The organism is Streptomyces sp. NPDC051219 (genome assembly GCF_040682335.1).
GTDB lineage: Bacteria > Actinomycetota > Actinomycetes > Streptomycetales > Streptomycetaceae > Streptomyces.
This window is the reverse complement of the sequence record NZ_JBFBAS010000009.1, coordinates 97,036-122,517: the sequence shown is the minus strand read 5'-3', so window position 1 is coordinate 122,517 and position 25,482 is coordinate 97,036. Positions and strand designations below refer to the sequence as shown.

Here is a 25,482-nt window from a genome sequence, read left to right as displayed (position 1 = left end):
ACGCTGCGCGCAGTGGCGCGATGACCTAAGAGGTGATGGCCGAGGAGGGAGTACAGCAGCCGTTCAAGGCGCTGTGCAGCTCCGCGGCCACAGCCCGCGCCGTCGGCCCATTCCCAGTCGGCGGTCGTCGGCTCCGGTCCAGCAGAGGACGGGGCCGGAAGCCGTTTCCATCGTTCCGAGAGGTTGTTCGTGTCGGCCAGCACATCCCGTACGCTCCCGCCGGAGATCGCCGAGTCCGAGTCTGTCATGGCGCTCATCGAGCGGGGAAAGGCTGATGGGCAGATCGCCGGCGATGACGTGCGTCGGGCCTTCGAGGCTGACCAGATTCCGCCAACCCAGTGGAAGAATGTTCTGCGCAGCCTCAACCAGATCCTCGAGGAAGAGGGTGTGACGCTGATGGTCAGTGCCGCGGAGTCGCCCAAGCGCACCCGGAAGAGCGTCGCAGCGAAGAGCCCCGCCAAGCGCACCGCTACGAAGACCGTTCCGGCCAAGACGGCCGCGGCCAAGACCGTGGCCGCGACCGCAGCCCCGGAGCTGGACGAGACGGTGGACGCCCCGGAGGACGAGGCCGCTGCCGCGCCCGCGAAGAAGGCTGCTGCCAAGAAGGTGGCGGCGAAGAAGGCCGCGCCCGCGAAGAAGACGGCGGCCAAGAAGACGGCGGCCAAGAAGACCGCCGCCAAGAAGGACGACGAGATCCCGGACGAGGAGCCCGTCGAGGAGACCCCGGGCACCGGCAAGGCGGGCGCCGAGGAGGAGGAAGAGGGCGGCGAGAACAAGGGCTTCGTCCTCTCCGACGACGACGAGGACGACGCTCCGGCGCAGCAGGTCGCCGTCGCGGGCGCCACCGCCGACCCGGTCAAGGACTACCTCAAGCAGATCGGCAAGGTCCCCCTGCTCAACGCTGAGCAGGAGGTCGAGCTCGCCAAGCGCATCGAGGCCGGCCTCTTCGCCGAGGACAAGCTGGCGAACTCCGACAAGCTCGCGCCGAAGCTCAAGCGTGAGCTGGAGATCATCGCCGAGGACGGCCGCCGCGCCAAGAACCACCTGCTCGAGGCCAACCTCCGGCTCGTGGTTTCGCTGGCCAAGCGCTACACGGGCCGCGGCATGCTCTTCCTGGACCTGATCCAGGAGGGCAACCTGGGCCTGATCCGCGCGGTCGAGAAGTTCGACTACACCAAGGGCTACAAGTTCTCCACGTACGCCACCTGGTGGATCCGCCAGGCGATCACCCGCGCCATGGCCGACCAGGCCCGCACCATCCGTATCCCGGTGCACATGGTCGAGGTCATCAACAAGCTCGCGCGCGTCCAGCGCCAGATGCTCCAGGACCTGGGCCGTGAGCCCACCCCGGAGGAGCTGGCCAAGGAGCTCGACATGACCCCGGAGAAGGTCATCGAGGTCCAGAAGTACGGCCGCGAGCCCATCTCGCTGCACACCCCGCTCGGCGAGGACGGCGACAGCGAGTTCGGCGACCTCATCGAGGACTCCGAGGCGGTCGTGCCGGCCGACGCGGTCAGCTTCACGCTCCTCCAGGAGCAGCTGCACTCGGTTCTGGACACCCTGTCCGAGCGTGAGGCGGGCGTCGTCTCGATGCGCTTCGGCCTCACCGACGGCCAGCCGAAGACGCTGGACGAGATCGGCAAGGTCTACGGCGTGACGCGTGAGCGCATCCGCCAGATCGAGTCCAAGACGATGTCGAAGCTGCGCCACCCGTCGCGCTCCCAGGTGCTGCGCGACTACCTCGATTAGGTCGTCACGGAAGTTCCACCGAGGGCCCGGAGTCTCGTGCGCGAGACTCCGGGCCCTCGGTGTTCGCAGGTGCGCCCGACGGCGGCGCGGTCGACTCTGGGTGAGCAATGCACACACAGAGTCAGGAGGCCGTATGCGTCGTCCCATTGCCCGAGCCCTCACGGGTGCCCTGGCCATGCTGGCGGGGGCGGTCGGCTTTCCGCTGATCTCCGCCGCTCCGGCCGCCGCTGACGGAGTCGTCATCGGCGGCGGGCCGGTGAGCCTGAATGAGAGCCCTTGGGCCGTTGCCCTCTCCAGCCGTGACCGGTTCGGAGGTATCAGAGCCGGACAGTTCTGCGGGGGCGTGATGGTTGCTCCCACGAAGGTGCTGACCGCTGCCCACTGCCTGAGTCAGGAGGCACTCGGCGTGCCCCTCACCGCGGTCCGCGACCTGAAGGTCGTCGTGGGCAGGGTAGAACTTCTCGCGGCCGCCGGACGCGAGATCCCGGTGAGCGGTTCCTGGATCAATCCGGCGTACGACACTGCCTCGAACGCCGGTGATCTTGCTGTGCTGACGCTCTCCGAGGCGGTGCCTGCCACTGACGTACTGCCGATGGCGGGGCCGGGAGATCCGGCGTACGCACCGGGTCCGGGAGCGGTCGTCTACGGCTGGGGGGATATGACAGGAGCCGGCAACTACGCCGACGCGCTCCGCTCCGCCGAGGTCAGTGTCTTCCCGGACGAAGTGTGCGCGGCGGCGTACCCGGGGGACGCCAATGGCAAGTACCTCCCGGCATCGATGTTGTGCGCCGGTGATCCACAGGGCGGCAGGGATGCCTGCCAGGGGGACAGCGGCGGACCGCTGGTGGCGCGGGGCCGGCTGATCGGCCTGGTCTCCTGGGGCCGCGGCTGCGGCCGGAGCGACAGCCCGGGCGTCTACACGCGGATCGCGCCGCTGGCGGCCGTAGTGGCAGCAGTGGCGGCGCAGGGCTGATCAGGGTCCCTCAGGGCCATCCTCGCGCCTCTTACGGCGAACCAGAACGGGCGGCCTCCCTGGCACGCAGGGAGCGCCGCCCGTAGCCCGGTCCGGAACCGGTACTGGCTCGTCGTGGTGCGAGGTCTCAGTGTTCCTCTTCGTCGGCGGAGGCCGGGGCAGCAGTAAGCCGCTCAGTCTCATCCTGTATCTCAGCGGCGATCTTCTTGAGTTCCGGCTCGAACTTGCGACCGTGGTGGGCGCAGAAGAGCAGTTCACCGCCGCTCATCAGGACGACACGCAGGTATGCCTGGGCTCCGCAACGGTCGCATCGGTCAGCGGCCGTCAGGGGGCTCGCGGGGGTCAGAACAGTAGTCACGTCGCCTCTTCTCTAGCTCGACGAGCTGTCGTACCAGGGTCAACATCCAACCAGGCCGAAAACGTTCCCGCTCTCGGCTTTTCCTCGAAACTTCCTTCCGAGAAGGCTGTCTGCTGCCGGTTGGCGGCGAATGGGCCGTATCGCGTAGCTCTACGGTTTCGCATTGCTTGTCTCGGTCTTCCTCCCGGCCGGCTTGCCGGTTGTTCATGAGGACGTGCCCGGAGCCTAAATGGTTCATGCGTCGAAGGGAACGTGATGTTTGCTTCACTCCACCGAGGGATCGAACATTTATACGACTCTGGACTACTCTGAGGGTTCACGAGGGTGGCGTTACATCGGCTCTACCAGGCCTCGGTACCCTCTGACGGGCGACTCAGCCATCCCTGGGCCCGACCGGGCCAAAAAGAAATTCAGCGAGGAGCGAACTGCGTGACCGCCGACACGTCCGTGCCTTCCACTGCGCTGCTGACCGGAGCAGACCGTGACGGCTCCAACTACACCGCGCGGCACCTTCTCGTCCTCGAGGGCCTCGAGGCGGTCCGTAAGCGCCCCGGCATGTATATCGGGTCCACCGACAGCCGAGGGCTGCTCCACTGTCTCTGGGAGATCATCGACAACTCCGTCGACGAGGCCCTGGGAGGCTACTGCGACCACATCGAGGTCATCCTGCACGAGGACGCCTCCGTGGAGGTCAGGGACAACGGCCGGGGCATCCCGGTCGACGTCGAGCCGAAGACCGGGCTCTCCGGCATCGAGGTCGTCATGACCAAGCTGCACGCCGGCGGCAAGTTCGGCGGCGGCTCCTACGCGGCCTCCGGCGGCCTGCACGGTGTGGGCGCCTCCGTGGTCAACGCCCTCTCCGCCCGGCTGGACGTCGAGGTCGACCGCAACAGCGCCACGCACTCGATCAGCTTCCGCCGCGGGGTGCCCGGCATCTTCACCGAGCAGGGCCCCGACGCGCCCTTCGACCCGGCGAACGGGCTGCGCAAGGGCAAGCGCGTCCCCAAGAACCGGACCGGCACGCGCGTGCGCTACTGGGCCGACCGGCAGATCTTCCTCAAGGACGCCAAGCTCTCCCTGGACACGCTGTACCAGCGCGCCCGGCAGACCGCGTTCCTGGTGCCCGGACTGACCATCGTGGTCCGCGACGAGCGCGGCATCGACGGGGCCGGCAAGACCGAGGAGACCTTCCGTTTCGACGGCGGCATCAGCGAATTCTGTGAGTACCTCGCGCAGGACAAGGCCGTCTGTGACGTGCTCCGGCTCACCGGTCAGGGCACCTTCAAGGAGACCGTCCCGGTCCTGGACGACCGCGGCCACATGACCCCGGCCGAGGTCACCCGGGAGCTCGGCGTGGACATCGCGCTGCGCTGGGGCACCGCGTACGACTCGCAGGTCAAGTCCTTCGTCAACATCATCGCCACCCCTAAGGGCGGCACGCACGTCTCGGGCTTCGAGCGGTCCATCACCAGGACCGTCAACGAGGTGCTGCGCTCCGCCAAGCTGCTGCGCGTCGCCGAGGACGACGTCGTCAAGGACGACGCCATGGAGGGGCTCACCGCGGTCGTGACCGTACGACTGGCCGAGCCGCAGTTCGAAGGGCAGACCAAGGAGGTCCTCGGCACCTCGGCGGCCACGCGCATCGTCGCCAACGTCGTCGCCAAGGAGCTGAAGGCGTTCCTGACCTCCACCAGGCGGGACGACAAGCAGCAGGCCCGCGCGGTCATGGAGAAGATCGTCGCGGCCGCCCGTACCCGGATCGCGGCCCGCCAGCACAAGGAGGCGCAGCGCCGCAAGACCGCGCTGGAGTCCTCCTCGCTGCCCGCGAAGCTGGCCGACTGCCGCAGCGACGATGTGGACCGCAGCGAGCTGTTCATCGTCGAGGGCGACTCGGCGCTGGGTACGGCGAAGCTCGCCCGGAACTCCGAATTCCAGGCGCTGCTGCCCATCCGCGGCAAGATTCTCAACGTCCAGAAGTCCTCCGTGTCGGACATGCTCAAGAACACCGAGTGCGGCGCGATCATCCAGGTCATAGGAGCGGGCTCGGGCCGGACCTTCGACATCGACGCCGCCCGCTACGGCAAGATCGTGCTCCTGGTCGACGCCGATGTGGACGGCGCGCACATCCGCTGCCTGCTGCTCACGCTCTTCCAGCGCTACATGCGGCCCATGGTCGAGGCGGGCCGCGTATTCGCCGCCGTGCCGCCGCTGCACCGCATCGAGCTGGTCCAGCCCAAGAAGGGCCAGGACAAGTACGTCTACACGTACTCGGACAACGAGCTCCGCAGCACGCTGCTGGAGTTCCAGCGCAAGGGGGTGCGCTTCAAGGACTCCATCCAGCGCTACAAGGGCCTGGGCGAGATGGACGCGGACCAGCTGGCGGAGACCACGATGGACCCGCGGCACCGCACCCTCCGGCGTATCAACATCGGCGACCTGGACTCGGCCGAGCAGGTCTTCGACCTGCTCATGGGAAACGAGGTCGCACCCCGCAAGGAGTTCATCACCAGCTCGGCCGCGACCCTGGACCGCTCGCGTATCGACGCATGACCGCGCGGCACGCTCTCGCACCCGGTTCGGGCGGATCCATCACCTGATGGGGTGAAGAGCGGGGAGAGAAGAGTCCGGGATCTTCCCGTTCTGCACATCCTTGGGCACGCGGCCAGCGCGGCTGCGGGCAAGGAGAGCGCGGTGGAGAAGCACGAAGGGCGTGATGCCGGAACGATCCGGTTGGACGACCCCTGGTACGACGCGCTTGCGTCCGGCTGGGGCGAAGTGGACGGTGCGGGCGCTCCCACGAGCGCAGCCGCGCCGGCGGCGCCGCTCGTCCCCACCGGCCCGGACCGGGGCCACGGCACGGCCGACATCTACCTGGAAGTGCAGCGCAGCGCGGCCTTCCAGGAGGTGCGCAGCCGCTACCGCAGGTTCGTCGTCCCCGCGGCCCTCACCTTCTTCACCTGGTACGTGGCATACGTCGTCGCCGCGACCACCGCACCGGCACTGATGGCGCGTCCCGTCGCGGGGGCTGTCAACGTCGCCATGCTCGCCGGTCTTGGGCAGTTCCTCTCCACCTTCCTGCTCACCTGGGCGTACGCACGGCACGCGCGGCTGCGCCGCGACCGGGCCGCGCTCGACCTGCGCTGGACGGTGTTCGAGGAGCAGCGGGCCCAGCGGCTGACGCGGGGGACCGGGCGTTGAGCAGCGACCACCAGACCCTCGCTCTGCTGCTGTTCAGCGCGTTCATCGCCGTCACACTGGCGATCACGACCTGGGTGAGCCGCAACCGGCGGGGTTCCGCAGAGGAGTTCTATGCGGGAGGACGGCTGTTCTCCCCCATGGAGAACGGTTTCGCCATCGCCGGCGACTACATGTCCGCCGCCTCCTTCCTCGGCATCTCCGGCCTGATCGCCCTCTTCGGATACGACGGCCTGCTGTACTCCGTGGGCTTCCTCGTCGCATGGCTCGTGGTCCTGATGCTCGTGGCCGAACTGGTGCGCAACTGCGGCCGGTTCACCCTCGCCGACGTGGTTGCCGCCCGGATGACCGAGCGTCCGGTGAGGATCGCCGCCGGCACCTCCTCCGTCACCGTCTCCGTGCTCTACCTGGTCGCCCAGATGGTCGGCGCGGGCAGTCTGGTGGCGCTGCTGCTGGGCGGAACCGGCGAAGCCGCCCGCACCTGGACCGTCATCGGGGTGGGTGCGCTGATGGTGATCTACGTGTCCTTCGGCGGTATGCGCGCCACCACATGGATCCAGATCGTCAAAGCCGTACTGCTGATGGGCGGCGCGATCGCGCTCACCGTGCTCGTGCTGGTCCGCTTTCACGGCGACTTCAACCAGCTCCTCAACTCCGCAGCGGACCGCAGCGGGCACGGCAAGGACTTCCTGGCCCCCGGCCTCAAGTACGGCGGTGACTGGACGGCGCGGTTCGACTTCGTCAGCCTCGCGCTCGCGCTCGTACTCGGTACGGCCGGCCTGCCGCACATCCTGTCGCGCTTCTACACCGTGCCGACCGCCCGTGCCGCCCGCCGCTCGGTCGTCTGGGCCATCGGACTCATCGGCAGCTTCTACCTGATGACGATCGTGCTCGGGTTCGGCGCGGCCGCGGTGGTCGGCCCGGACGAGGTAAGGGCCTCCAACGCGGCGGGGAATACGGCGGTTCCGCTGCTCGCGCTGGATCTGGGCGGTGGTGCGGGTTCCACCGGAGGAACGGTTCTCTTCGCCGTGGTGGCCGCGATCGCCTTCGCCACGATCCTGGCTGTCGTCGCCGGAATCACGCTCGCCTCCTCAGCCTCCGTCGCGCACGACCTCTACGCCTCACTCCGGCGCCGCCATGCCAGGCAGTACAGCGAGGTTACGGTCGCGAGGGTGGCGGCGGTGGGTGTCGGAGCGGCCGCCATCGGACTCGGCCTGCTAGCCCAGGACCTCAACGTGGCGTTCCTGGTCGGTCTCGCCTTCGCCGTCGCGGCCTCGGCGAATCTGCCGGTGCTGCTCTACTCGTTGTTCTGGCGGGCCTTCACCACGCGCGGTGCTGTCTGGTCGGTGTACGGGGGACTCGCGCCGGCGGTGCTGCTGGTGCTGTTCTCGCCCGTGGTGTCGGGCAGTGCGGACGCCCTGTTCCCCGGCGTCGACTTCCATGTGTTCCCCCTGCAGAACCCGGGCCTGGTCTCCATCCCGCTCGGTTTCCTGGCCGGCTGGATCGGCACGGTCACCTCGCCCGAGATGCCGGACAGGGCCAGACACGCGGAAACCGAGGTCCGTTCGCTGACGGGGGCCGGGGCGGTCTAGGTGTATCGATCACCAAGCGTTGCCGCCGGTCGTGTTCAACACATCGTGATCAACACATTCAGAGGCCGGCCGCCCAGGTGTAGCGGTGCTCCGGGCGGCCCGTCTCGCCGTACCTCAGTCCGAGCCGGACCAGTCCGGATCGCTCCAGCAGCTTGAGATAGCGCTGGGCCGTCTGCCGGCTCAGCCCTGCCCTCTCGGCGATCTGCTGCGTCGAGAGCGGGCCTTCGGCGCTCAACAGCACCTGGCGAACCACCTCCGCAGTGGTGGGGGAGTGCCCCTTCGGCAGCTCGGCGGGGCCTGTCTGGGCCGTCGCGAGAACCCCGAAGATCCGGTCCACCTGGTCCTGTTCGGCCTCGCCGCCCTCGTCCAGGGCGCGGCGCAGCGCGGCGTACGCCTCGAGTTTGGCCCGCAGCGCCGCGAAGGCGAACGGCTTCACCAGGTACTGGAGTGCTCCGTGACGCATGGCCGACCGGACGGTGGCGACATCGCGGGCCGCGGTCACCATGATCACGTCGGTGTGATGTCCGAGCCGGTGCAGCCTCCGGACGAGCGCGAGTCCGTTCTCGTCCGGGAGGTAGTGGTCCAGCAGGACCAGATCGACGGGGACCCGCTCGATGACGGCGAGCGCCTCGGCCGCGGAGTACGCCTGCCCGGCGACCCGGAAGCCCGGAACCTTCTCGACATACGCGGCGTTGATCTGAGCAACCCGCTTGTCATCGTCCACGACCAGTACCTCGATCACACGGCTCACACCGATCATGGTGCGCCCCCGGCCGCCGCGGCCAGACCGGCATCGGTCAGCGCCTCGGGCAGTACCACCGAGAATTCCGCGCCTCCGTCCACGCCGGCGGAGACCCGCACACTGCCGCCCTGCCGTTCCGCCAGTCGGCGCACCATGGCGAGGCCGAGCCCGCGCTTGCCGTGCGCGGGGACCTCCTTGGTGGACCAGCCCTCGGTGAAGATCAACTCGCGCTGGTCCTCGGGGATGCCGGGCCCGGTGTCGGACACCCGGAGTACGGCAGTGCGCCCCTCGGCTCGCAGTTCGACCTCGACCCGGGCATCCGCCGAGCCTGCCGAGGCGTCCAGCGCGTTGTCGACGAGATTGCCGACGATGGTGACCAGACCGCGTGGGTCCACCAGCCGGTCGGGCAGCCTGGTGGCTTCCGCGACGGTCAGTGATACAGCGCGCTCCGCGGCGACCGTTGCCTTCCCGACCAGCAGTGCGGCCAGCAGCGGGTCGTGCACCTTCTCGGTGACCTCCTCCGCCGTGGCACGGTGGACGCCCACGACCTCCGTCACGAACTCCACCGCCTCCTTGTGCATCCCCAGCTCGAGCAGCCCGAGAAGGGTGTGCATCCGATTGGCGTGCTCGTGGTCCTGGGCGCGCAGGGCGTCGATCAGACCCCGGGTGGAGTCCAGCTCGCGGCCCAGCTGCTCCAGCTCCGTACGGTCGCGCAGGGTGGCGACGGCGCCGCCGTCGTCGGTCGGCATCCGGTTGGTCACCAGGACACGCCGGCCCCGGACGGTCAGCAGGTCCTTGCCCGCGATCCGGCCCGCCAGCACGTCGGTGGTCCGTCCGGCGCCGAGCACCTCGTCGAGGGGCCGGCCGGTCGCTTCGGGGCCGAGCCCCAACAGCCGCTGGGCTTCGTCGTTCATCAGCCGTACGCGGCCGCCGGCGTCCAGCGCGACAACGCCCTCCCGTATCGAGTGCAGCATCGCCTCGCGCTCGGTCAACAGGGCGGTGATATCGGAGAAGGCCAGGTCGTGAGTCTGGCGCTGGATCCTACGGGAGATCAGGTAGGCAGCGATGGCGCCGACTGCCAGCGCCCCTCCCGCGTAGGCGAACAAGCCAGGGATCGCGGCCAGCAGCCGGTCGCGGACGCTGTTGTACTCGATGCCGACTGAGACGGCACCCACGATCCCGTCCGAGGCGTCCCGAAGGGGAACCTTGCCGCGCGCGGAGCGGCCGAGCGTACCGCTGTCGATCTCCATGACCTCACGGCCGGCCAGTGGCTCGCTGGGGTCGGTGGATACGACCCGGCCTATCTCATGGATGTTGGGGTGCGACCAGCGCACGCCCCGCCGGTCGACGATCACGACGTATTCGGCTCCGGTGGCGACCCTGATGCGCTCTGCCTCGGCCTGTACCGGGTTCCCCGGCGTCGGGCGTGAACCGAGTACCCGTTCGGCGAGTCCGGGCTGCGCGGCCGTGGTCTGCGCGATGGCAAGGGCGCGGCGCATCGCCTGGTCGTCGAGCTGCGCGCTGAGCGGCGCGAGGAACAGTCCGGTGGCCAGCACCGCAACGCCGGCGGCGATGGCCAGCTGCATCAGCAGCACGTGCGAGAAAACGCGCTGGGGCCACCCGATGCGCCAGGCGCGTGCCGTTCTCCCGGAGCTGCCTGAGCCCGAACTGCCTGAGCCCGAACTGCCGGTGCTGCGCGAGTTTCCCGAGCTGCCCGTGGTGCCGAGGCTTCCGCCTTCGGTCGGTGCGGCGGTCATGTCTACAAACGGTAGAGGCCGAACGGCGCTTTCTGAAACTTCCGCAACAGAGCGCAAACCGCTTGCACTCCTTACGCCGAATTTGCGCCGACTGCGCGGGGGCTACAAGCCCTGCGGCATGGCCGCAGGCTTCCGGAGGGAGAGCCGCGAGCCGCCGTCGAATTTGCAGACGTATCGGCAGATCTTTGCCACTCTCTGACGGCAATCCGCAAAGCAAAATCAAGCTTCAGAAGGACGCGGCCAACTCCTCGAAGTACGCCTTCGACTTCGTCAGCCTGGAGCAGGTCGCGTAGAACTGGGTGTTCTCAGCATCGAAGGTCTTCCAGGGCATCCGGCTCAACAACGTGGACATCGTCGATCCGACGTACAGCGGCGTGATGTTCCGGACGAACTATGTGAGAGGCCGGCCACGGTTCCCGATCAAGGACACGATCTTCAACGACATCACCGTCTCCGGGGCACGCAAGAGCGGGGACGCCTCCGACGCCACGTCCGGCTTCGGGCTCTGGGCGAACGAGCTGCCCGAGGCGGGTCAGGGGCCGGCGCTCGGTGAGGTCACTTCAACGCTGTGAAGTTCAGCGACAACGCCCAGGACGTGAAAAACGCGACAGCACCTTCAAGGTCAACATCAATCCCCAGGAGGGCGGCTTGGGAAGGCGCGGTGCCGTCCGGGAAGCCCCCGGACGGCACCTAGCTACCGCAAGATATTTGCAAGACTTGCGCTAGTCTTGCGTTCATGACGCGACGACTTGCTCAGGTGGCCAAGAAGGTGGGAGTCAGCGAGGCCACGGTCAGCCGGGTGCTCAATGGCAAACCGGGCGTGTCCGAGAGCACCAGGCAGTCCGTTCTGACGGCCCTTGACGTCCTCGGGTACGAGCGGCCGACCCAGCTGCGCGGCGAGCGGGCCCGGCTGGTCGGCCTTGTCCTGCCGGAGCTGCAGAACCCTATCTTCCCCGCGTTCGCCGAGGTGATCGGCGGTGCGCTGGCGCAGCAGGGTCTGACGCCCGTGCTGTGCACCCAGACCAGGGGCGGCGTCTCCGAGGCGGACTACGTGGAGCTGCTGCTCCAGCAGCAGGTCTCCGGAGTCGTATTCGCGGGCGGCCTGTTCGCGCAGATGGACGCGCCGCACGACCACTACCGGCAGCTGTCCGAACGCAAGGTCCCGGTCGTCCTCATCAACGCGGCCATCGAGAATCTCGACTTCCCCTGTGTTTCCTGCGACGACGCCGTCGCCGTCGAGCAGGCCTGGCGCCACCTCGTATCGCTCGGCCACGAGCGCATCGGGCTCGTCCTCGGCCCGCCCGACCACGTGCCCTCGCTGCGCAAGCTCGCAGCGGCCCGGACCGCCGCGGCCGCGGCCGGCGCCGAACTCCCCGAGGCGCACGTCGAGCGGGCTCTGTTCTCCCTGGAGGGCGGCCACGCGGCCGCGTCCCGGCTGCTCGGGCGCGGCATCACCGGAATCATCTGTGCGAGCGATCCGCTGGCGCTCGGGGCGGTACGGGCGGCTCGTCGGCGGGGGCTGGACGTTCCCCGTGACGTTTCCGTCGTCGGATACGACGACTCCGCCTTCATGAACTGCACCGAGCCGCCGCTGACCACGGTCCGCCAGCCCATCGAGGCCATGGGGCGGGCCGCGGTCGAGCTGTTGAGCGCACAGATCCAGGGCGGTGCGGTACAGCCCGGTGAGCTGCTCTTCGAGCCCGAACTGGTGGTCCGGGGGTCGACGGCCCAAGCGCCGCGTCAGCCGTAGTTCAGCGGACCGGCAGTATCTGTCAAACATTTACGAAATCAGCGCGACATCTTGCGTTCATCTGTCGCCGGTGATTGAGTGTGCCGCGCCACCGCTGCCTGTCAGTGGCGGGCCTTCCACGCTCATGCCCGAAGGGGACCACCGATGAGAAGCACCCGGTTCCGTCGCACCTCCCGCAGCCTCCGCACGCCCGCGGCCGCCCTCGTCTCCGCGCTCGCCCTCACCGCCCTCGCTGCCTGCGGCACCAGCAGCAGCGGCGGCGGCCAGGACGCGCCGGCCGGCGGCGGACCGGCCGACGCGGCCGCCCCGCTCGACGCGAAGGCGAAGGTCACGCTCACCGTCGACTGCATGCCGCCGACGGCGAAGGCCGCGGAGCTGAAGCAGTGGAAGGAGGACGTGAAGGAGTTCAACAAGACGTACCCGAACGTCAGGATCGAGGGGAAGTCGACACCGGGTCAGTGCCTGGAGCCGCCCCGCTTCACCGCCATGCTGAAGGCGAAGTCGCAACCGGACGTCTTCTACACCTACTTCACCGACCTGCAGCAGGTGCTGGACAATGACGGCGCCGAGGACATCACGGCGTACGTGACCCCGAAGACCGTCCCCGCGCTCGCGGACATCGACCCCAATGTGCTGAACGTCCTCAAGAAGGACGGCAAGCTCTACGGTTTGCCCACCAGCAACTACACCATGGGCCTGCTGATCAACCGCAAGCTCTTCGAACAGGCCGGGCTCGACCCGAACTCGCCGCCGAGGACCTGGGAAGAGGTCCGCACGGCCGCCAAGGCCATAGCGGGGCTGGGCAAGGGGATATCGGGCTTCGGCGAGTACAGCGCGGGCAACACCGGCGGCTGGCACTACACCGCCACCATGTACGGCCTCGGCGGCACGATCGTCACCGCGGACGGAAGCAAGGCCGCCTTCAACAACGCCCAGGGCAAGCAGATCGTACGGAACCTGCACGCCATGCGCTGGGAGGACGGCAGCATGGGCAAGACTCAGCTGCTGAAGTGGGGCGACCTGCAGAAGCAGATGGCGTCCGACAAACTCGGAATGTTCCTCGCCGCTCCGGACGACATCACGTACATGGTTCAGCAACTGGGCGCCAAGTACGAGAACTTCGGCATGGGCCCGATCCCCGGGGGCAGGTCCACGCTCTTCGGCGGCAACGACTACAAGATCAAGAAAGGCAGCTCCCCGGACAAGATCAAGGCCGCTGTCGCCTGGCTGAGCTTCAAGAACATGACCGTCGGCAAGGGCCAGTTCGACTACGCCCGCTCCAAGGCGGACGGCCTGCCCGTCGGCCTGCCGCAGCCCGCATTCTTCACCGGTGCCAGCAAGACCAGGGACGACAGCCTGAAGTCCGCGAGTGCCACGATGCCGGTCGAGAATTTCAAGGCCTTCATGGACAACCCCGTGCCCGGAAAGGCCGAGCCGCCGAAGGCACAGGAGGTCTACAAGGTCCTCGACAACGTGATGTCGGGTGTGCTGACCAACAAGGACGCCGATCCCGACAAGCTGCTCGCCGAGGCCGAGAAGCAGGTCAACCAGGTACTGGCCAACCAGTAGAGGCGGCAGAGGGCCGGTCCCGGCGGACCGGCCCTCCCGGATCCGGGAGTACCGATGTCGGCCCCCACCCTGTCCGAGCACCCGCGCGAGGAGTTCGTACGGACGCTCAAGCGCAATCTGTCGGCGCACGGATTCCTGATCGGCGCCGTGCTGTGCTTCTCGTTCTTCTCCTGGTACCCGATGGTCAGGGAGTTCGTCCTGGCCTTCCAGAAGACCGAGAACGGGCGGACCACCTGGGCCGGCTGGTCGAACCTGACGTACATCTTCAACGACCCGGCCTTCTGGCAGGCCTGGCGCAACACGCTGCTCTTCACCGGACTCGCGCTGCTCCTCGGCTTCGCGGTGCCGTTCCTCGTCGCCGTCCTGCTGAACGAGTTCCGGCATGCACAGGGCTTCCTGCGCATGCTGGTGTATCTGCCGGTGATGCTGCCGCCCGTCGCCTCGGTGCTGCTGTTCAAGTACTTCTACGACCCGGGTTACGGGCTCTTCAACCGCATCCTCGAAGTGCTGCACCTGCCCGCCCAGGACTGGCTCCAGTCGGCAGACACGGCCATGCTCTCCGTCGTCGTCGCCGCCACCTGGATGAATATGGGCGGCGCCACGCTGATCTACCTGGCGGCACTCCAGGGAATACCGGGCGAGCTGTACGAGGCGGCTGAGCTGGACGGCGCCGGTCTGCTGCGCAAGATCTGGCACGTCACGGTCCCGCAGACGCGCCTCATCCTCTCCCTGATGTTCCTGATGCAGATCATCGCGACGATGCAGGTGTTCACCGAGCCGTTCCTGCTGACCGGCGGAGCGGGCCCCGAAGGTTCCACGACGACCGTCGTCCACCTCATCTACCAGTACGCCTTCAACTTCAACAACTACGGCAGCGCGGCGGCGCTGGGCCTGGTCCTGCTCGTGCTGCTGGCGGGATTCTCCGCCGCGTACGTACGGCTGAGCCGCGACAGCGACGACTAGGACGGGGGACCGAAGATGGCAGAGAGAACTCTGATCTCGCCGGCGCAGCTCGGCAGACCCCGGGGGAAGGTCCTCTACTGGACCGTGTTCGCGGTGGTGGTCGTCGTCTTCGTCGTGGTCTTCCTCGGCCCGCTCTACTGGATGGTCACGGGCGGCCTGAAGTCGACGCAGGAGTTCGCGCAGAGCCCGCCGACCCTCTTTCCGGACTCGGTACACCCGGAGAACTACTCCAGTGCCTGGAACGTCATGGACCTGGCGAGGCTGCTGTTCAACACGCTGTACTACGCCTTCGGCGCGCTCGCCTTCCAGCTCGTGTTCGACGTTGCCGCCGCGTACTCGCTGTCCAAGCTGAGGCCGGTCCTCGGCCACGCCATACTCGCCATGATGCTGGCCACGCTGATGATCCCGGCGACCGTCCTCGTCGTGCCGCAGTACCTCACGGTGCTGGACGTACCGATCGTCGAGCGAAACCTGCTGAACTCGCCCTGGGTGATCTGGCTGCCGTCCGTCACCAACGCGTTCAACATCTTCCTGCTGAAGAGATTCTTCGATTCGATCCCGCGCGAACTGCTGGACGCGGCATCGATCGACGGTGCGTCACCGCTGCGGGCACTGCGATCCGTGGTGCTGCCGGTCTCCAGGCCGATCCTCGGTGTGGTCTCCATCTTCGCGGTCGTGGGCGTCTGGAAGGACTTCCTGTGGCCGATGCTCACCCTCCCCGATCCGACCAGGCAGACACTCAACGTCGGCATCTACTCGCTCGCCGGCGGCGTCCCGGAGAACTGGCTCGTCGCCGCGCTGGCCATCGCTTCGGCTCCGACGCTGATCATCTTCATCGTCTTCCAGCGCAACATCATGAGCGGTCTCACCGCCGGAGGCCTGAAGGGCTGAAGCGCCCTGGCGCCGGACTTTTACGCCCCTCAGCACTCCGTGCCGGACCGCGACCCCCATAAGCACTCCGCCGCCGGCCTTTCCACCGGCGCCCCGCTGTCCGGGCCGGCGGCGGAGTCCCACCTGCCCGAAAGGACCGTCACGTGGCAGCCAACTCTCCGTCCGGGACCACCGACTGGTGGCGCTCCGCCGCCATCTACCAGGTGTACGTACGCAGTTTCGCCGACGGCGACGGAGATGGCACCGGTGATCTCGCGGGCGTACGCGCCAAGCTGCCGTACCTCGCCGAACTGGGCGTCGATGCCCTCTGGTTCAACCCCTGGTACCTGTCACCGCTGGCCGACGGCGGCTACGACGTGGCCGACTACCGGACCATCGACCCCGCCTTCGGCACTCTCGCCGAAGCCGAGAAGCTGATAGCCGAAGCCCGGCAGCTCGGCATCCGTACCATCGTCGACATCGTCCCCAACCATGTCTCCGACCAGCACGCCTGGTTCCGGGCGGCGCTGGCGGGCGGGCCCGGCAGCCCGGAGCGAGAGCTCTTCCACTTCCGGAAGGGGCGCGGCGAGCACGGCGAACTGCCGCCCAACGACTGGCCCTCCCAGTTCGCCGGCTCCACCTGGACCCGGGTCGAGGACGGCGAGTGGTATCTCCACCTCTTCACGCCCGAACAACCCGACCTCAACTGGGCGCACCCCGAGGTCCGCCGGGAGCACGAGGACGTGCTGCGCTTCTGGTTCGAGCGGGGGGTCGCGGGCGTACGGATCGATTCGGCGGCCCTCCTCGCGAAGGATCCCGAGCTGCCTGACTTCGTGGAGGGCAGCGGCCCCCATCCGTACATCGACCGTGACGAACTGCATGACATATACCGCTCCTGGCGGGCGGTCGCCGACGAGTACGGCGCGATCTTCGTAGGGGAGGTGTGGATGCCCGACTCGGAACGGTTCGCGCGCTACCTGCGCCCGGACGAGCTGCACACCGCCTTCAACTTCACCTTTCTGGCCTGCCCGTGGGACGCCGAGCTGCTGCGCAGGTCCATCGAGGAGACCCTTGCCGAGCACGCCCCCGTCGGAGCCCCGGCCACCTGGGTGCTGTGCAACCACGACGTGACGCGTACGGTCACGCGCTACGGGCGCGCGGACACCGGCTTCGACTTCGCCGCCAAGACCTTCGGCACGCCGACCGATCTTACGATTGGCAATCGGCGCGCCAGGGCCGCGGCCCTGCTGTCGCTTGCTCTGCCGGGCGCCGTCTACCTCTACCAGGGCGAGGAACTGGGCCTGCCGGAGGCTGACGTTCCGCCGGCTCGTATCCAGGACCCGATGCACTTCCGCTCCGGCGGCACGGACCCTGGGCGCGACGGCTGCCGGGTGCCACTGCCGTGGGTGGCGGACGCGCCGTACGCCGGCTTCGGGGCGGTCACGGAACCCTGGCTGCCGCAGCCGGAAGGCTGGGCCGCGTATGCAGCGGACCGCCAGGTCGCCGATGGCGGGTCGATGCTGGCCCTCTACCGCGAGGCCCTGCGCATGCGCCGCACGGAACCCGGATTCGGCGACGGCCCGTTCGCGTGGCTTCCGGGGGCGCCTGGCACCCTCGCTTTCGCCCGCGCGAACGGCCTGGTCTGCGTCGTGAACCTCGCCGACAGCCCTGCCGAGCTGCCCGGCTGTACCGCCGTTCTGCTCACCAGCGGCCCGCTCGACGCGGACGGACGGCTTCCCCGGGACACGGCGGCCTGGCTGCGGAGTGACGGATGACGGGGACGGGCTCGGCTCCGGCTCGACAACACCGGTGCCACAGGCCACTCGTCATCAGCCATCGGCCCCGGTCACCGGCCACCGGTCATCGGAGCTGAAGCACTCCTAGGCGTCCGGGATGTCGGCCTTGGCCCGAATGAGGGTCTCGCGGGAAACGACCACGATCCGCTCGTAGTCGGCGCGCGCGGCATCGGCGGGGAGCTCGGGATCGAGTACGGCCGTCCGGTCGGTCCCGATCACCGCAAAGTCCCCGTCCTCGAGCTCGAAGATGTCCGGGCATGTCTGCCCGGACAGGCTTCCGCGCTGACGGGGGGAGGCGCCGATCCTGCGCACGATCTTCACTGAGGTCCTTTGAGCTGGGGCGGGCAGCCGAAATCCAGGACGGACGACCAGTGCGGGGTTGTGGGGTCCTGACAAGACGGCTGTAACCCCTCGATTCAACCGTGGGTCGGCCTCAGGCGCCACCAGAATCGCCACACGCACCAGCGATGATTCACGAGGACGGCGGATCGGTGGTGCCGCGCCTCCCGTCCACGATCCGGTCGGCGGCGCGGCCGAGTGCCGCCTCTTCCGACTCGTAGCGGAGACCCGAACGGTGTGAGCGCGTCGCCTTCCAGAAGTCGCGGAAGACCGGACTCCGGCAGATCACCCGCAGATGTACCTTCGCCTCTTCAAGGTTGACGTACCCCGTTCGGTAGGCGTGCAGCACATTGTTGTAGACGACGTTGCAGTAGAGGTACTGCTGCTGGGTCGTCAGTGGCACATCTTCGTCGAAGGTGTTCAGCACCGCGGCCAGATGCGGGTGCTCGATGGCCTTGTACAGCATCTCGTTCTGCAGCCGGTGCTGGTCGGTGAGGTCGGACCGCTGCAGGACGCCGTGCGAGCGTTTCATGTACTCCAACTGGTCCTTCATGCAGTGGTACTGGCGGATCAGGTGCCGCTGCTGCACGACCAGGGTGAGGATGAAGACCCCGAAGCAGAGGACGGAGATCACCGCTTCGGCTGAGGAGACGTTTCTGCCGGGTGCTAGCGCGTCGACCACCGCGCTGATCGCCAGGCTCAGAGCCACCGCGAGCACGACCATCAAGGTTGTGCAGACCAGGGTGAACGCGACTGCGGCCATCACCCCCCGTCGCTGTCCAGCTCCTTGTGTGGTCATGTCAACCCCCGATTCGTTCGCGACCTGTTGCGGTGACCGGACAGGGGTGCAGTGCGGGCCGGCGGGCGGTCGCTGCAGCGTTGTGCCGCCTCCAGAATGCCCAGCGGTGCCGACCGGCAGGAGGCGGAGAAGAGGGCGCACGGTGGGAACGGGCTGCCGTCGAACCGTGGGCCGTGTCACATGTGTGCCCCGAATGCGCCTGCTAACAAACGTTCACTTGTTTCATGACCTGAAGTCCGTACCAGGCGTGGCTAGGATCGACAGCCGTTCCGAACTCAGGAGGCGCAGAAGTGAGCAGGACCCCCATCCCCGTCGTCGTGCTCGCCGGGTTCCTGGGGTCCGGCAAGACAACGCTCCTCAACCACCTGCTCAGCCGGCGTGGGGGCAACAGGATCGGTGCGATCGTCAACGACTTCGGGGCGATCGAGATCGACGCGATGACGCTGGCCGGGCAGGCCGGCTCCACAGTCTCGCTCGGCAACGGCTGTATGTGCTGCGCCGTCGACGGGAGCGAACTCGACGTCTACCTGGAGAAGCTGACCAGCCCCTCCGCCCGGCTCGACGTGATCGTCATCGAGGCGAGCGGTCTCGCCGAGCCGCAGGAACTCGTCCGCATGATTCTCGGCAGTGAGAACCCGCACGTGATGTACGGCGGCCTGGTCCAGGTGGTCGACGCCGTCGAGTTCGACGCGACACGGCAGCGGCACCCGGAGATCGACCGGCACCTCGGTATCGCCGACCTCGTGGTGCTCAACAAGACCGAGCGGGCGTCCGGGCCGGATCTCACCCGGCTGCATGAGGTGGTCGGGCAGCTCAGCCCCGGGACGCCCGTCATCCCGGCGTCGTACGGCCGCATCGACCCCGAGCTGCTCTTCGAGTGCAAGCCCCGGGCCGAAGTGGTGGGCCAGCTCTCCTTCGAGGATCTGCACGACCACCACGAGGACCCCGACCACGACGGCGAACCCGGTCACGGCGGGCCTCCCGTGCATGTGCACTCGGCATACGAAAGCGTGGACTTCGTCTCGCCGCAGCCGATGAATCCGCGTCGGCTCATGGACTTCCTCGACACCCGGCCCGACGGCCTCTACCGCATCAAGGGCTTCGTCGACTTCGGGGCGGCCGACCCGCGCAACCGGTACGGGCTGCACGCGGTCGGCCGCTTCCTCCGCTTCACCCCGCAGCCGTGGCCGCAGGCCGAGCAGCCCATCACCCAACTGGTGCTGATCGGCGCGGGAGTTGACGCCGACGACCTGCGCACGGCCCTGGACGCGTGCCGGGAAACCCGGCCGCCGCAGGACGCCGCCGACGAGCGGAACATGTGGGGCGTCCTGCGGTTCGTACAGCAGTAAGTACGGTAACTACGCGTGCGGGTGCCCTCACCGGCACCCGCACCCCCTACCGGTTACGCCGGTCCTGCCAGCGACGCCACCAGCACTGTCAGCGGAGTGCCCGAGCCGTCGCGGCGCGGGTCCGGGAGCGGCAGTTCGACGGGCGTGCCGTTCGCGGTTGCCGCGCGTGCCGGTGTCGCCCCCACCCAGGCGAGGACCAGCAGGTCCTCGCCCTTGAGGAAGCGCTGGCAGCGCACCCCGCCCGTCGCCCGTCCCTTGCGCGGGTACTGGTCGAAGGGGGTGAGTTTCGCCGTCCGTACGGAGTCGTCGAGCGTGCCGCGCGATCCGGCGACCGTGAACACCACGGCGTCGGCGGCCGGGTCGACCGCCGAGAAGTGGATCACCTTTGCGCCCTCGGACAGCTTGATCCCCGCCATGCCGCCGGCCGGCCGGCCCTGAGGCCTCACCTGCGCCGCCGGGTAGCGCAGCAGCTGCGCGTCGTCGGTGGTGAAGACGAGGTCCTCCTCGCCGGTACGCAACTCGACCGCACCGACGATCCGGTCACCGTCCCGGAGGCCGATGACCTCCAGTTCGTCCTTGTTGGCCGGGTAGTCCGGGACGACGCGCTTGACGACACCCTGCTCGGTACCGATCGCCAGACCGGGCGAGGCCTCGTCGAGCGTCGTGAGGCAGACGACGCTCTCGCCCGTCTCCAGCGTCAGGAACTCCGAGACCGGAGCGCCACCCGCCAGGTTGGGCGCCGCCGCCGTGCCCGGCAGCTGCGGCAGGTCGATCACGGGCAGTCGCAGCAGGCGGCCGGCCGAGGTGACCACTCCGATGTCCGCGCGGGCCGTCGCCAGGACGGACGAGACGATCACATCATGCTTGGCCCGCTTGCCGCTGTCGTCGGCCGGCTCGCCCGTGACCGTACGGGCCAGCAGTCCGGTCGAGGACAGCAGCACCCGGCACGGGTCGTCCGCCACCTCCAGCGGTACCGCCGCGACCGGGGAGCCCGCGGACTCCAGCAGGACCGTACGCCGGTCGGTGCCGAACTTCTTGGCCACCGCGGCCAGTTCGGTGGAGACCAGCTTGCGCAGCTCGGCGTCCGAGTCCAGGATCCCGGTCAGCTCGTCGATCTCTCCCGTGAGCCGGTCGCGCTCCGACTCCAGCTCGATACGGTCGAACCTGGTGAGCCTGCGCAGCGGGGTGTCGAGAATGTACTGCGTCTGGATCTCACTCAGCGAGAACTGCTCGATCAGCCGCTCCTTGGCCTGCGCCGAGTTGTCGCTGGAGCGGATGAGCCGGATGACCTCGTCGATGTCGAGCAGTGCCACCAGCAGGCCCTGGACCAGGTGCAGCCGGTCCCGCCGCTTGGTCCGGCGGAACTCGCTGCGCCGCCGGACGACCTCGAAACGGTGGTCGAGATAGACCTCGAGCAGCTCCTTGAGGCCCAGCGTCAGCGGCTGGCCGTCGACCAGCGCCACGTTGTTGATGCCGAAGGACTCCTCCATCGGCGTCAGCTTGTAGAGCTGCTCCAGCACGGCTTCCGGGTGGAAGCCGTTCTTGATCTCGATCACCAGGCGCAGCCCGTGCGAACGGTCGGTGAGGTCCTTGACGTCCGCGATGCCCTGGAGCTTCTTCGAGCCGACCAGGTCCTTGATCTTGGCGATCACCTTTTCCGGACCGACCGTGAACGGCAGTTCCGTGACCACGAGGCCCTTGCGGCGCGCCGTGACGTCCTCCACGGTCGCGGTGGCACGGATCTTGAAGGTGCCACGGCCGTTCTCGTACGCGTCCTTGATCCCGGCGAGGCCCACGATCCGCCCGCCGGTCGGCAGGTCGGGTCCGGGCACGAAGCGCATCAGGGTCTCGAGGTCGGCGCCCGGGTGCTTGATCAGATGCCTGGCGGCGGCGATCACCTCGCCCAGGTTGTGCGGCGGCATGTTCGTCGCCATGCCGACTGCGATCCCGGAGGCGCCGTTGACCAGGAGGTTCGGATAGGCCGCGGGCAGCGCGGCCGGCTCCCGCTCCTGCCCGTCGTAGTTCGGCGAGAAGTCGACGGTGTCCTCGTCGATCGACTCGGTCATCAGTGACGTGGCGTCGGCCATCCGGCACTCGGTGTACCGCATGGCGGCCGGCGGGTCGTCGTTGCCGAGGGAGCCGAAGTTCCCGTGGCCGTCGACCAGCGGCAGCCGCATCGAGAACGGCTGCGCCATGCGCACGAGTGCGTCGTAGATCGAGGCGTCACCGTGCGGGTGCAGCTTGCCCATCACCTCACCGACGACGCGGGCGCACTTCACGTAGCCGCGGTCGGGGCGCAGGCCCATCTCGTTCATCTGGTAGACGATGCGCCGGTGGACGGGCTTCATGCCGTCGCGGGCGTCCGGCAGGGCCCGCGAGTAGATCACCGAGTAGGCGTACTCGAGGAAGGAGCCCTGCATTTCGTCGACGACGTCGATGTCGAGGATCTTCTCCTCGAAATCCTCCGGCGGCGGGGTCTTCGTGCTGCGGCGGGCCATCGCTGCTGCGGCTCCTTCACCAACATGGTCTGGATCTGTCGCGGACCATTGTGGACCGCCCCACCGACAACGCCGACCTCGACCCTCCTCGTTCCCCGTTCCCGGGGCGTTCCGTCGGAGGGGGGATCCCCGGTAAGAGTGCTCCGGCACGGGAACTTCGCCAGGTCTCGGCGCGCTTGCATACAGTGGCAGAACTGTTTCTGGTGACGCAGTCATCACGCGATCGAAGGGATGTACATGCCCATGGGTCACACGGCCACAGCGCAGGCCGGTTCCGGAGGCCTGACAGCGACCGAGCACCGCCTGTCCAACGGTCTGCGCGTGGTGCTCTCAGAGGACCACCTGACCCCGGTCGCCGCGGTCTGCCTCTGGTACGACGTCGGCTCACGGCACGAGGTCGAGGGACGTACGGGCCTCGCCCACCTCTTCGAGCACCTGATGTTCCAGGGCTCGGCGAGCGTGCCGGGCAACGGGCACTTCGAACTGGTCCAGGGCGCGGGCGGTTCGCTCAACGGCACCACCAGCTTCGAGCGCACCAACTACTTCGAGACCATGCCCGCGCACCAGCTGGAGCTGGCCTTGTGGCTCGAGGCCGACCGGATGGGCTCGCTGCTCACCGCGCTGGACGAGGACTCCATGGAGAACCAGCGCGACGTCGTCAAGAACGAACGCCGCCAGCGCTACGACAACGTCCCGTACGGCACCGCTTTCGAGAAGCTGACCGCCCTCGCCTACCCCGAGGGCCATCCGTACCACCACACCCCGATCGGTTCGATGGCCGACCTCGACGCCGCCTCCCTGGAGGACGCGCGGAACTTCTTCCGTACGTACTACGCGCCGAACAACGCCGTGCTGTCGGTCGTCGGCGACATCGACCCCGAGAAGACGCTGGCCTGGATCGAGAAGTACTTCGGTTCGATCCCGTCCCACGACGGCAAGCAGCCGCCACGGGGCGGCGAGCTCCCGGACGTCATCGGTGAGCAGCTGCGCGAGGAGATCGTGGAGGAGGTGCCGGCCCGCGCTCTGATGGCCGCCTACCGTCTCCCGCAGGACGGTACCCGGGAGTGCGACGCCGCGGACCTGGCACTCACCGTCCTCGGCGGCGGCGAGTCCTCGCGACTGCACAACCGGCTGGTCCGCCGCGACCAGACCGCGGTCGCGGCCGGCTTCGGCCTGCTGCGGCTGGCCGGTGCGCCCTCGCTCGGCTGGCTGGACGTGAAGACGTCCGGCGGTGTCGAGGTGCCGCAGATCGAGGCCGCCGTCGACGACGAGCTCGCGCGGTTCGCCGCCGAGGGGCCGACGGAGGAGGAGATGGAGCGCGCCCAGGCGCAGCTGGAGCGGGAGTGGCTGGACCGGCTCTCCACGGTCGCGGGCCGCGCCGACGAACTCTGCCGCTATGCCGTGCTGTTCGACGACCCGCAGCTCGCCCTGACCGCCGTACAGCGCGTTCTCGACATCACCGCGGAAGAGGTGCAGGCCGTGGCCGCGGCCCGGCTGCGCCCCGACAACCGGGCGGTCCTCGTGTACGAGCCGCTCGCCGCCGAGGACGCGGAGGGCGCAGAGAACACGGACGAGAGCGACACCGAAGGGGCGCAGCAGTGAGCGACGCAGAGGTCACCACCATGGAGTTCCACCCGCAGCCGCAGGCGGGCGAGGCGAAGCCGTGGGCCTTCCCGGCCCCCGAGAGGGCCACGCTGGACAACGGCCTGACCGTGCTGCGCTGCCACCGCCCCGGTCAGCAGGTGATCGCGGTCGAGATCATCCTCGACGCCCCGCTGGACGCCGAGCCGGAAGGCCTCGACGGCGTGGCCACGATCATGGCGCGCGCCCTGTCCGAGGGCACCGACAAGCACACCGCCGAGGAGTTCGCCGCGGAGCTGGAGCGGTGCGGCGCGACACTGGACGCGCACGCCGACCACTCGGGCGTGCGGGTCTCGCTCGAAGTGCCCGCCTCCCGGTTGCCCAAGGCGCTCGGACTGCTGGCCGAGGCCCTGCGGGCACCGGCGTTCGCGGACAGCGAAGTGGACCGGCTCGTACGCAACCGGCTCGACGAGATCCCGCACGAGCTGGCCAATCCCTCCCGCCGAGCGGCCAAGCAGCTCTACGCCGAGCTGTTCCCCGCCGAGGTACGCATGTCGCGCCCGCGGCAGGGCAGCGAGGAGACGGTCGCGCGGATCGACTCCGCGGCCGTGAGGGGCTTCTACGAGGCCTACGTCCGCCCCGCGACGACGACCGCGGTGGTCGTCGGCGACTACGCGGGCACCGATCTGGACGCCGTGCTCGCGGAGACGCTGGGCGCCTGGACCGGTGGCGCCGCGAAGCCGCGCCCGGTGCCGCCGGTGAGCGCCGACGACACCGGTCGTGTGGTGATCGTCGACCGCCCCGGCGCCGTGCAGACGCAGCTGCTGATCGGCCGCGTGGGCCCCGACCGGCACGACCGTGTCTGGGCGGCGCAGGTACTGGGCACGTACTGCCTCGGCGGCACCCTCACCTCCCGGCTGGACCGCGTCCTGCGGGAGGAGAAGGGCTACACCTACGGGGTCCGGGCCTTCGGCCAGGTTCTGCGTTCGGCTGCTCCTGATCCCTCCGGGGGCGCGCCGGGCGCCGCCATGCTCGCCATCAGCGGCTCGGTCGACACCCCGAACACGGGCCCGGCGCTGGAGGACCTCTGGAAGGTGCTGCGCACGCTCGCTGCCGAGGGGCTCACCGACGCCGAACGGGACGTCGCCGTACAGAACTTGGTGGGCGTCGCTCCCCTGAAGTTCGAGACGGCCGCGTCCGTCGCCGGCACGCTCGCCGACCAGGTCGAACAGCACCTCCCGGACGACTACCAGGCGCAGTTGTACGTACAGCTGGCCGAAACCGGCACGGTGGAAGCCACGGCGGCGGCAGTCAGCGCGTTCCCGGTCGTCCGGCTGGTGACCGTGCTCGTGGGAGACGCGTCGCAGATCAAGGAGCCGGTGAAGGCGCTCGGGATCGGCGAAGTGACCGTTGTCACCGGCTGATCGGGCGTAAGCGGCAGGAAGAGGGACGAGAGGGACCCCGGTGGCCAGGGAGCCGCCGGGGTCTCCTTTATGTCCGGTTTATTGCGGAGGTTGGGTATCTGGCCTGTGGCGTGCACTACAAAAAACCGTGTCTGTTTGGTGATTGACAGATGAGACGCCTAGCGTCTGTCCGGCTGTC

Annotated in this window: 20 protein-coding genes and 1 pseudogene; 14 read left to right on the top strand and 7 right to left on the bottom strand. The window is 68.6% G+C overall.

What is annotated here, in order from left to right; translation table 11 throughout:
* Positions 1-189: 189 nt before the first annotated feature.
* Together AB0M62_RS13620 and AB0M62_RS13615 are read left to right on the top strand one after the other, a co-directional pair.
* Positions 190-1,749, top strand: coding sequence for an RNA polymerase sigma factor (locus AB0M62_RS13620; RefSeq protein ID WP_366074341.1), 1,560 nt, complete (start codon positions 190-192; stop codon positions 1,747-1,749).
* Positions 1,750-1,882: 133 nt separating this feature from the next.
* Complete coding sequence (locus tag AB0M62_RS13615) at positions 1,883-2,722, top strand: serine protease (RefSeq protein WP_366074340.1); 840 nt, start codon at positions 1,883-1,885, stop codon at positions 2,720-2,722.
* A 127-nt stretch (positions 2,723-2,849) separates the two neighbouring features.
* On the opposite strand, the gene AB0M62_RS13610 is transcribed toward AB0M62_RS13615, so the two are convergent.
* Positions 2,850-3,080 (bottom strand): hypothetical protein, encoded by a 231-nt coding sequence (locus AB0M62_RS13610; RefSeq protein WP_254371384.1) that lies wholly within the window; start codon positions 3,078-3,080, stop codon positions 2,850-2,852.
* A gap of 429 nt (positions 3,081-3,509) precedes the next feature.
* Between AB0M62_RS13610 and AB0M62_RS13605 the strand changes: the two genes are divergently transcribed.
* The 3 genes from AB0M62_RS13605 (at position 3,510) to AB0M62_RS13595 (ending at position 7,867) form a co-directional block, all read left to right on the top strand.
* Complete coding sequence (locus AB0M62_RS13605; protein WP_366074339.1) at positions 3,510-5,630, top strand: DNA topoisomerase IV subunit B; 2,121 nt, start codon at positions 3,510-3,512, stop codon at positions 5,628-5,630.
* Positions 5,631-5,771: 141 nt separating this feature from the next.
* A complete protein-coding gene (locus tag AB0M62_RS13600) occupies positions 5,772-6,278 on the top strand; it encodes a DUF485 domain-containing protein (RefSeq protein ID WP_366074338.1) in 507 nt (168 codons plus the stop codon).
* Positions 6,275-7,867, top strand: a complete 1,593-nt coding sequence (locus tag AB0M62_RS13595; RefSeq protein WP_366074337.1) for a cation acetate symporter — start codon at positions 6,275-6,277, stop codon at positions 7,865-7,867. The genes AB0M62_RS13600 and AB0M62_RS13595 overlap by 4 nt, the downstream gene beginning before the upstream one ends.
* A 58-nt stretch (positions 7,868-7,925) precedes the next feature.
* Here the strand turns inward: AB0M62_RS13595 and AB0M62_RS13590 are convergent, their stop codons facing one another.
* The 3 genes from AB0M62_RS13590 to AB0M62_RS13580 all read right to left on the bottom strand — a co-directional run bounded on the left by AB0M62_RS13590 (position 7,926) and on the right by AB0M62_RS13580 (position 10,718).
* On the bottom strand, positions 7,926-8,609 hold the full coding sequence (locus AB0M62_RS13590; RefSeq protein ID WP_366074411.1) for a response regulator: 684 nt from the start codon (positions 8,607-8,609) through the stop codon (positions 7,926-7,928).
* 14 nt (positions 8,610-8,623) lie between these two features.
* Complete coding sequence (locus AB0M62_RS13585; RefSeq protein WP_366074410.1) at positions 8,624-10,195, bottom strand: sensor histidine kinase; 1,572 nt, start codon at positions 10,193-10,195, stop codon at positions 8,624-8,626.
* Between the two features lie 397 nt (positions 10,196-10,592).
* Positions 10,593-10,718, bottom strand: a complete 126-nt coding sequence (locus AB0M62_RS13580; protein WP_366074336.1) for a hypothetical protein — start codon at positions 10,716-10,718, stop codon at positions 10,593-10,595.
* Here AB0M62_RS13580 and AB0M62_RS13575 point away from each other — a divergent pair.
* The 6 genes and pseudogenes from AB0M62_RS13575 to AB0M62_RS13550 all read left to right on the top strand — a co-directional run.
* Positions 10,663-11,002, top strand: a pseudogene (locus AB0M62_RS13575) (hypothetical protein); the annotation flags it as partial. The gene AB0M62_RS13580 and the pseudogene AB0M62_RS13575 sit on opposite strands and share 56 nt — an antisense overlap.
* A gap of 100 nt (positions 11,003-11,102) precedes the next feature.
* The gene (locus AB0M62_RS13570) at positions 11,103-12,116 is read left to right on the top strand and encodes a LacI family DNA-binding transcriptional regulator (RefSeq protein ID WP_366074335.1); all 1,014 of its coding nucleotides are present in this window, start codon (positions 11,103-11,105) and stop codon (positions 12,114-12,116) included.
* A gap of 144 nt (positions 12,117-12,260) precedes the next feature.
* Positions 12,261-13,685, top strand: a complete 1,425-nt coding sequence (locus AB0M62_RS13565) for an extracellular solute-binding protein (RefSeq protein WP_366074334.1) — start codon at positions 12,261-12,263, stop codon at positions 13,683-13,685.
* A gap of 54 nt (positions 13,686-13,739) precedes the next feature.
* Positions 13,740-14,648, top strand: a complete 909-nt coding sequence (locus AB0M62_RS13560) for a sugar ABC transporter permease (RefSeq protein WP_366074333.1) — start codon at positions 13,740-13,742, stop codon at positions 14,646-14,648.
* A gap of 15 nt (positions 14,649-14,663) precedes the next feature.
* Positions 14,664-15,539 (top strand): carbohydrate ABC transporter permease, encoded by an 876-nt coding sequence (locus AB0M62_RS13555; RefSeq protein WP_366074332.1) that lies wholly within the window; start codon positions 14,664-14,666, stop codon positions 15,537-15,539.
* A 143-nt stretch (positions 15,540-15,682) separates the two neighbouring features.
* Complete coding sequence (locus AB0M62_RS13550) at positions 15,683-17,293, top strand: glycoside hydrolase family 13 protein (protein WP_366074331.1); 1,611 nt, start codon at positions 15,683-15,685, stop codon at positions 17,291-17,293.
* A 105-nt stretch (positions 17,294-17,398) separates the two neighbouring features.
* Here AB0M62_RS13550 and AB0M62_RS13545 read toward each other — a convergent pair whose 3' ends face one another.
* A complete protein-coding gene (locus AB0M62_RS13545; RefSeq protein WP_366074330.1) occupies positions 17,399-17,635 on the bottom strand; it encodes a hypothetical protein in 237 nt (78 codons plus the stop codon).
* A 151-nt stretch (positions 17,636-17,786) separates the two neighbouring features.
* Positions 17,787-18,416 carry a DUF6082 family protein gene (locus AB0M62_RS13540; RefSeq protein WP_366074329.1) on the bottom strand — a complete coding sequence of 210 codons (630 nt, stop codon included), beginning with the start codon at positions 18,414-18,416 and terminating at the stop codon, positions 17,787-17,789.
* A gap of 326 nt (positions 18,417-18,742) precedes the next feature.
* Between AB0M62_RS13540 and AB0M62_RS13535 the strand changes: the two genes are divergently transcribed.
* Positions 18,743-19,801, top strand: a complete 1,059-nt coding sequence (locus tag AB0M62_RS13535; RefSeq protein ID WP_366074328.1) for a GTP-binding protein — start codon at positions 18,743-18,745, stop codon at positions 19,799-19,801.
* 53 nt (positions 19,802-19,854) lie between these two features.
* Here the strand turns inward: AB0M62_RS13535 and AB0M62_RS13530 are convergent, their stop codons facing one another.
* Positions 19,855-22,299: a DNA topoisomerase IV subunit A gene (locus AB0M62_RS13530; protein WP_366074327.1), complete on the bottom strand. Its 2,445-nt coding sequence runs from the start codon at positions 22,297-22,299 to the stop codon at positions 19,855-19,857.
* Positions 22,300-22,542: 243 nt separating this feature from the next.
* Here AB0M62_RS13530 and AB0M62_RS13525 point away from each other — a divergent pair, with 243 nt between their 5' ends.
* Complete coding sequence (locus AB0M62_RS13525; protein ID WP_366074409.1) at positions 22,543-23,901, top strand: pitrilysin family protein; 1,359 nt, start codon at positions 22,543-22,545, stop codon at positions 23,899-23,901.
* Positions 23,898-25,304 carry a pitrilysin family protein gene (locus tag AB0M62_RS13520; protein ID WP_366074326.1) on the top strand — a complete coding sequence of 469 codons (1,407 nt, stop codon included), beginning with the start codon at positions 23,898-23,900 and terminating at the stop codon, positions 25,302-25,304. The genes AB0M62_RS13525 and AB0M62_RS13520 overlap by 4 nt, the downstream gene beginning before the upstream one ends.
* Positions 25,305-25,482 lie beyond the last annotated feature (178 nt).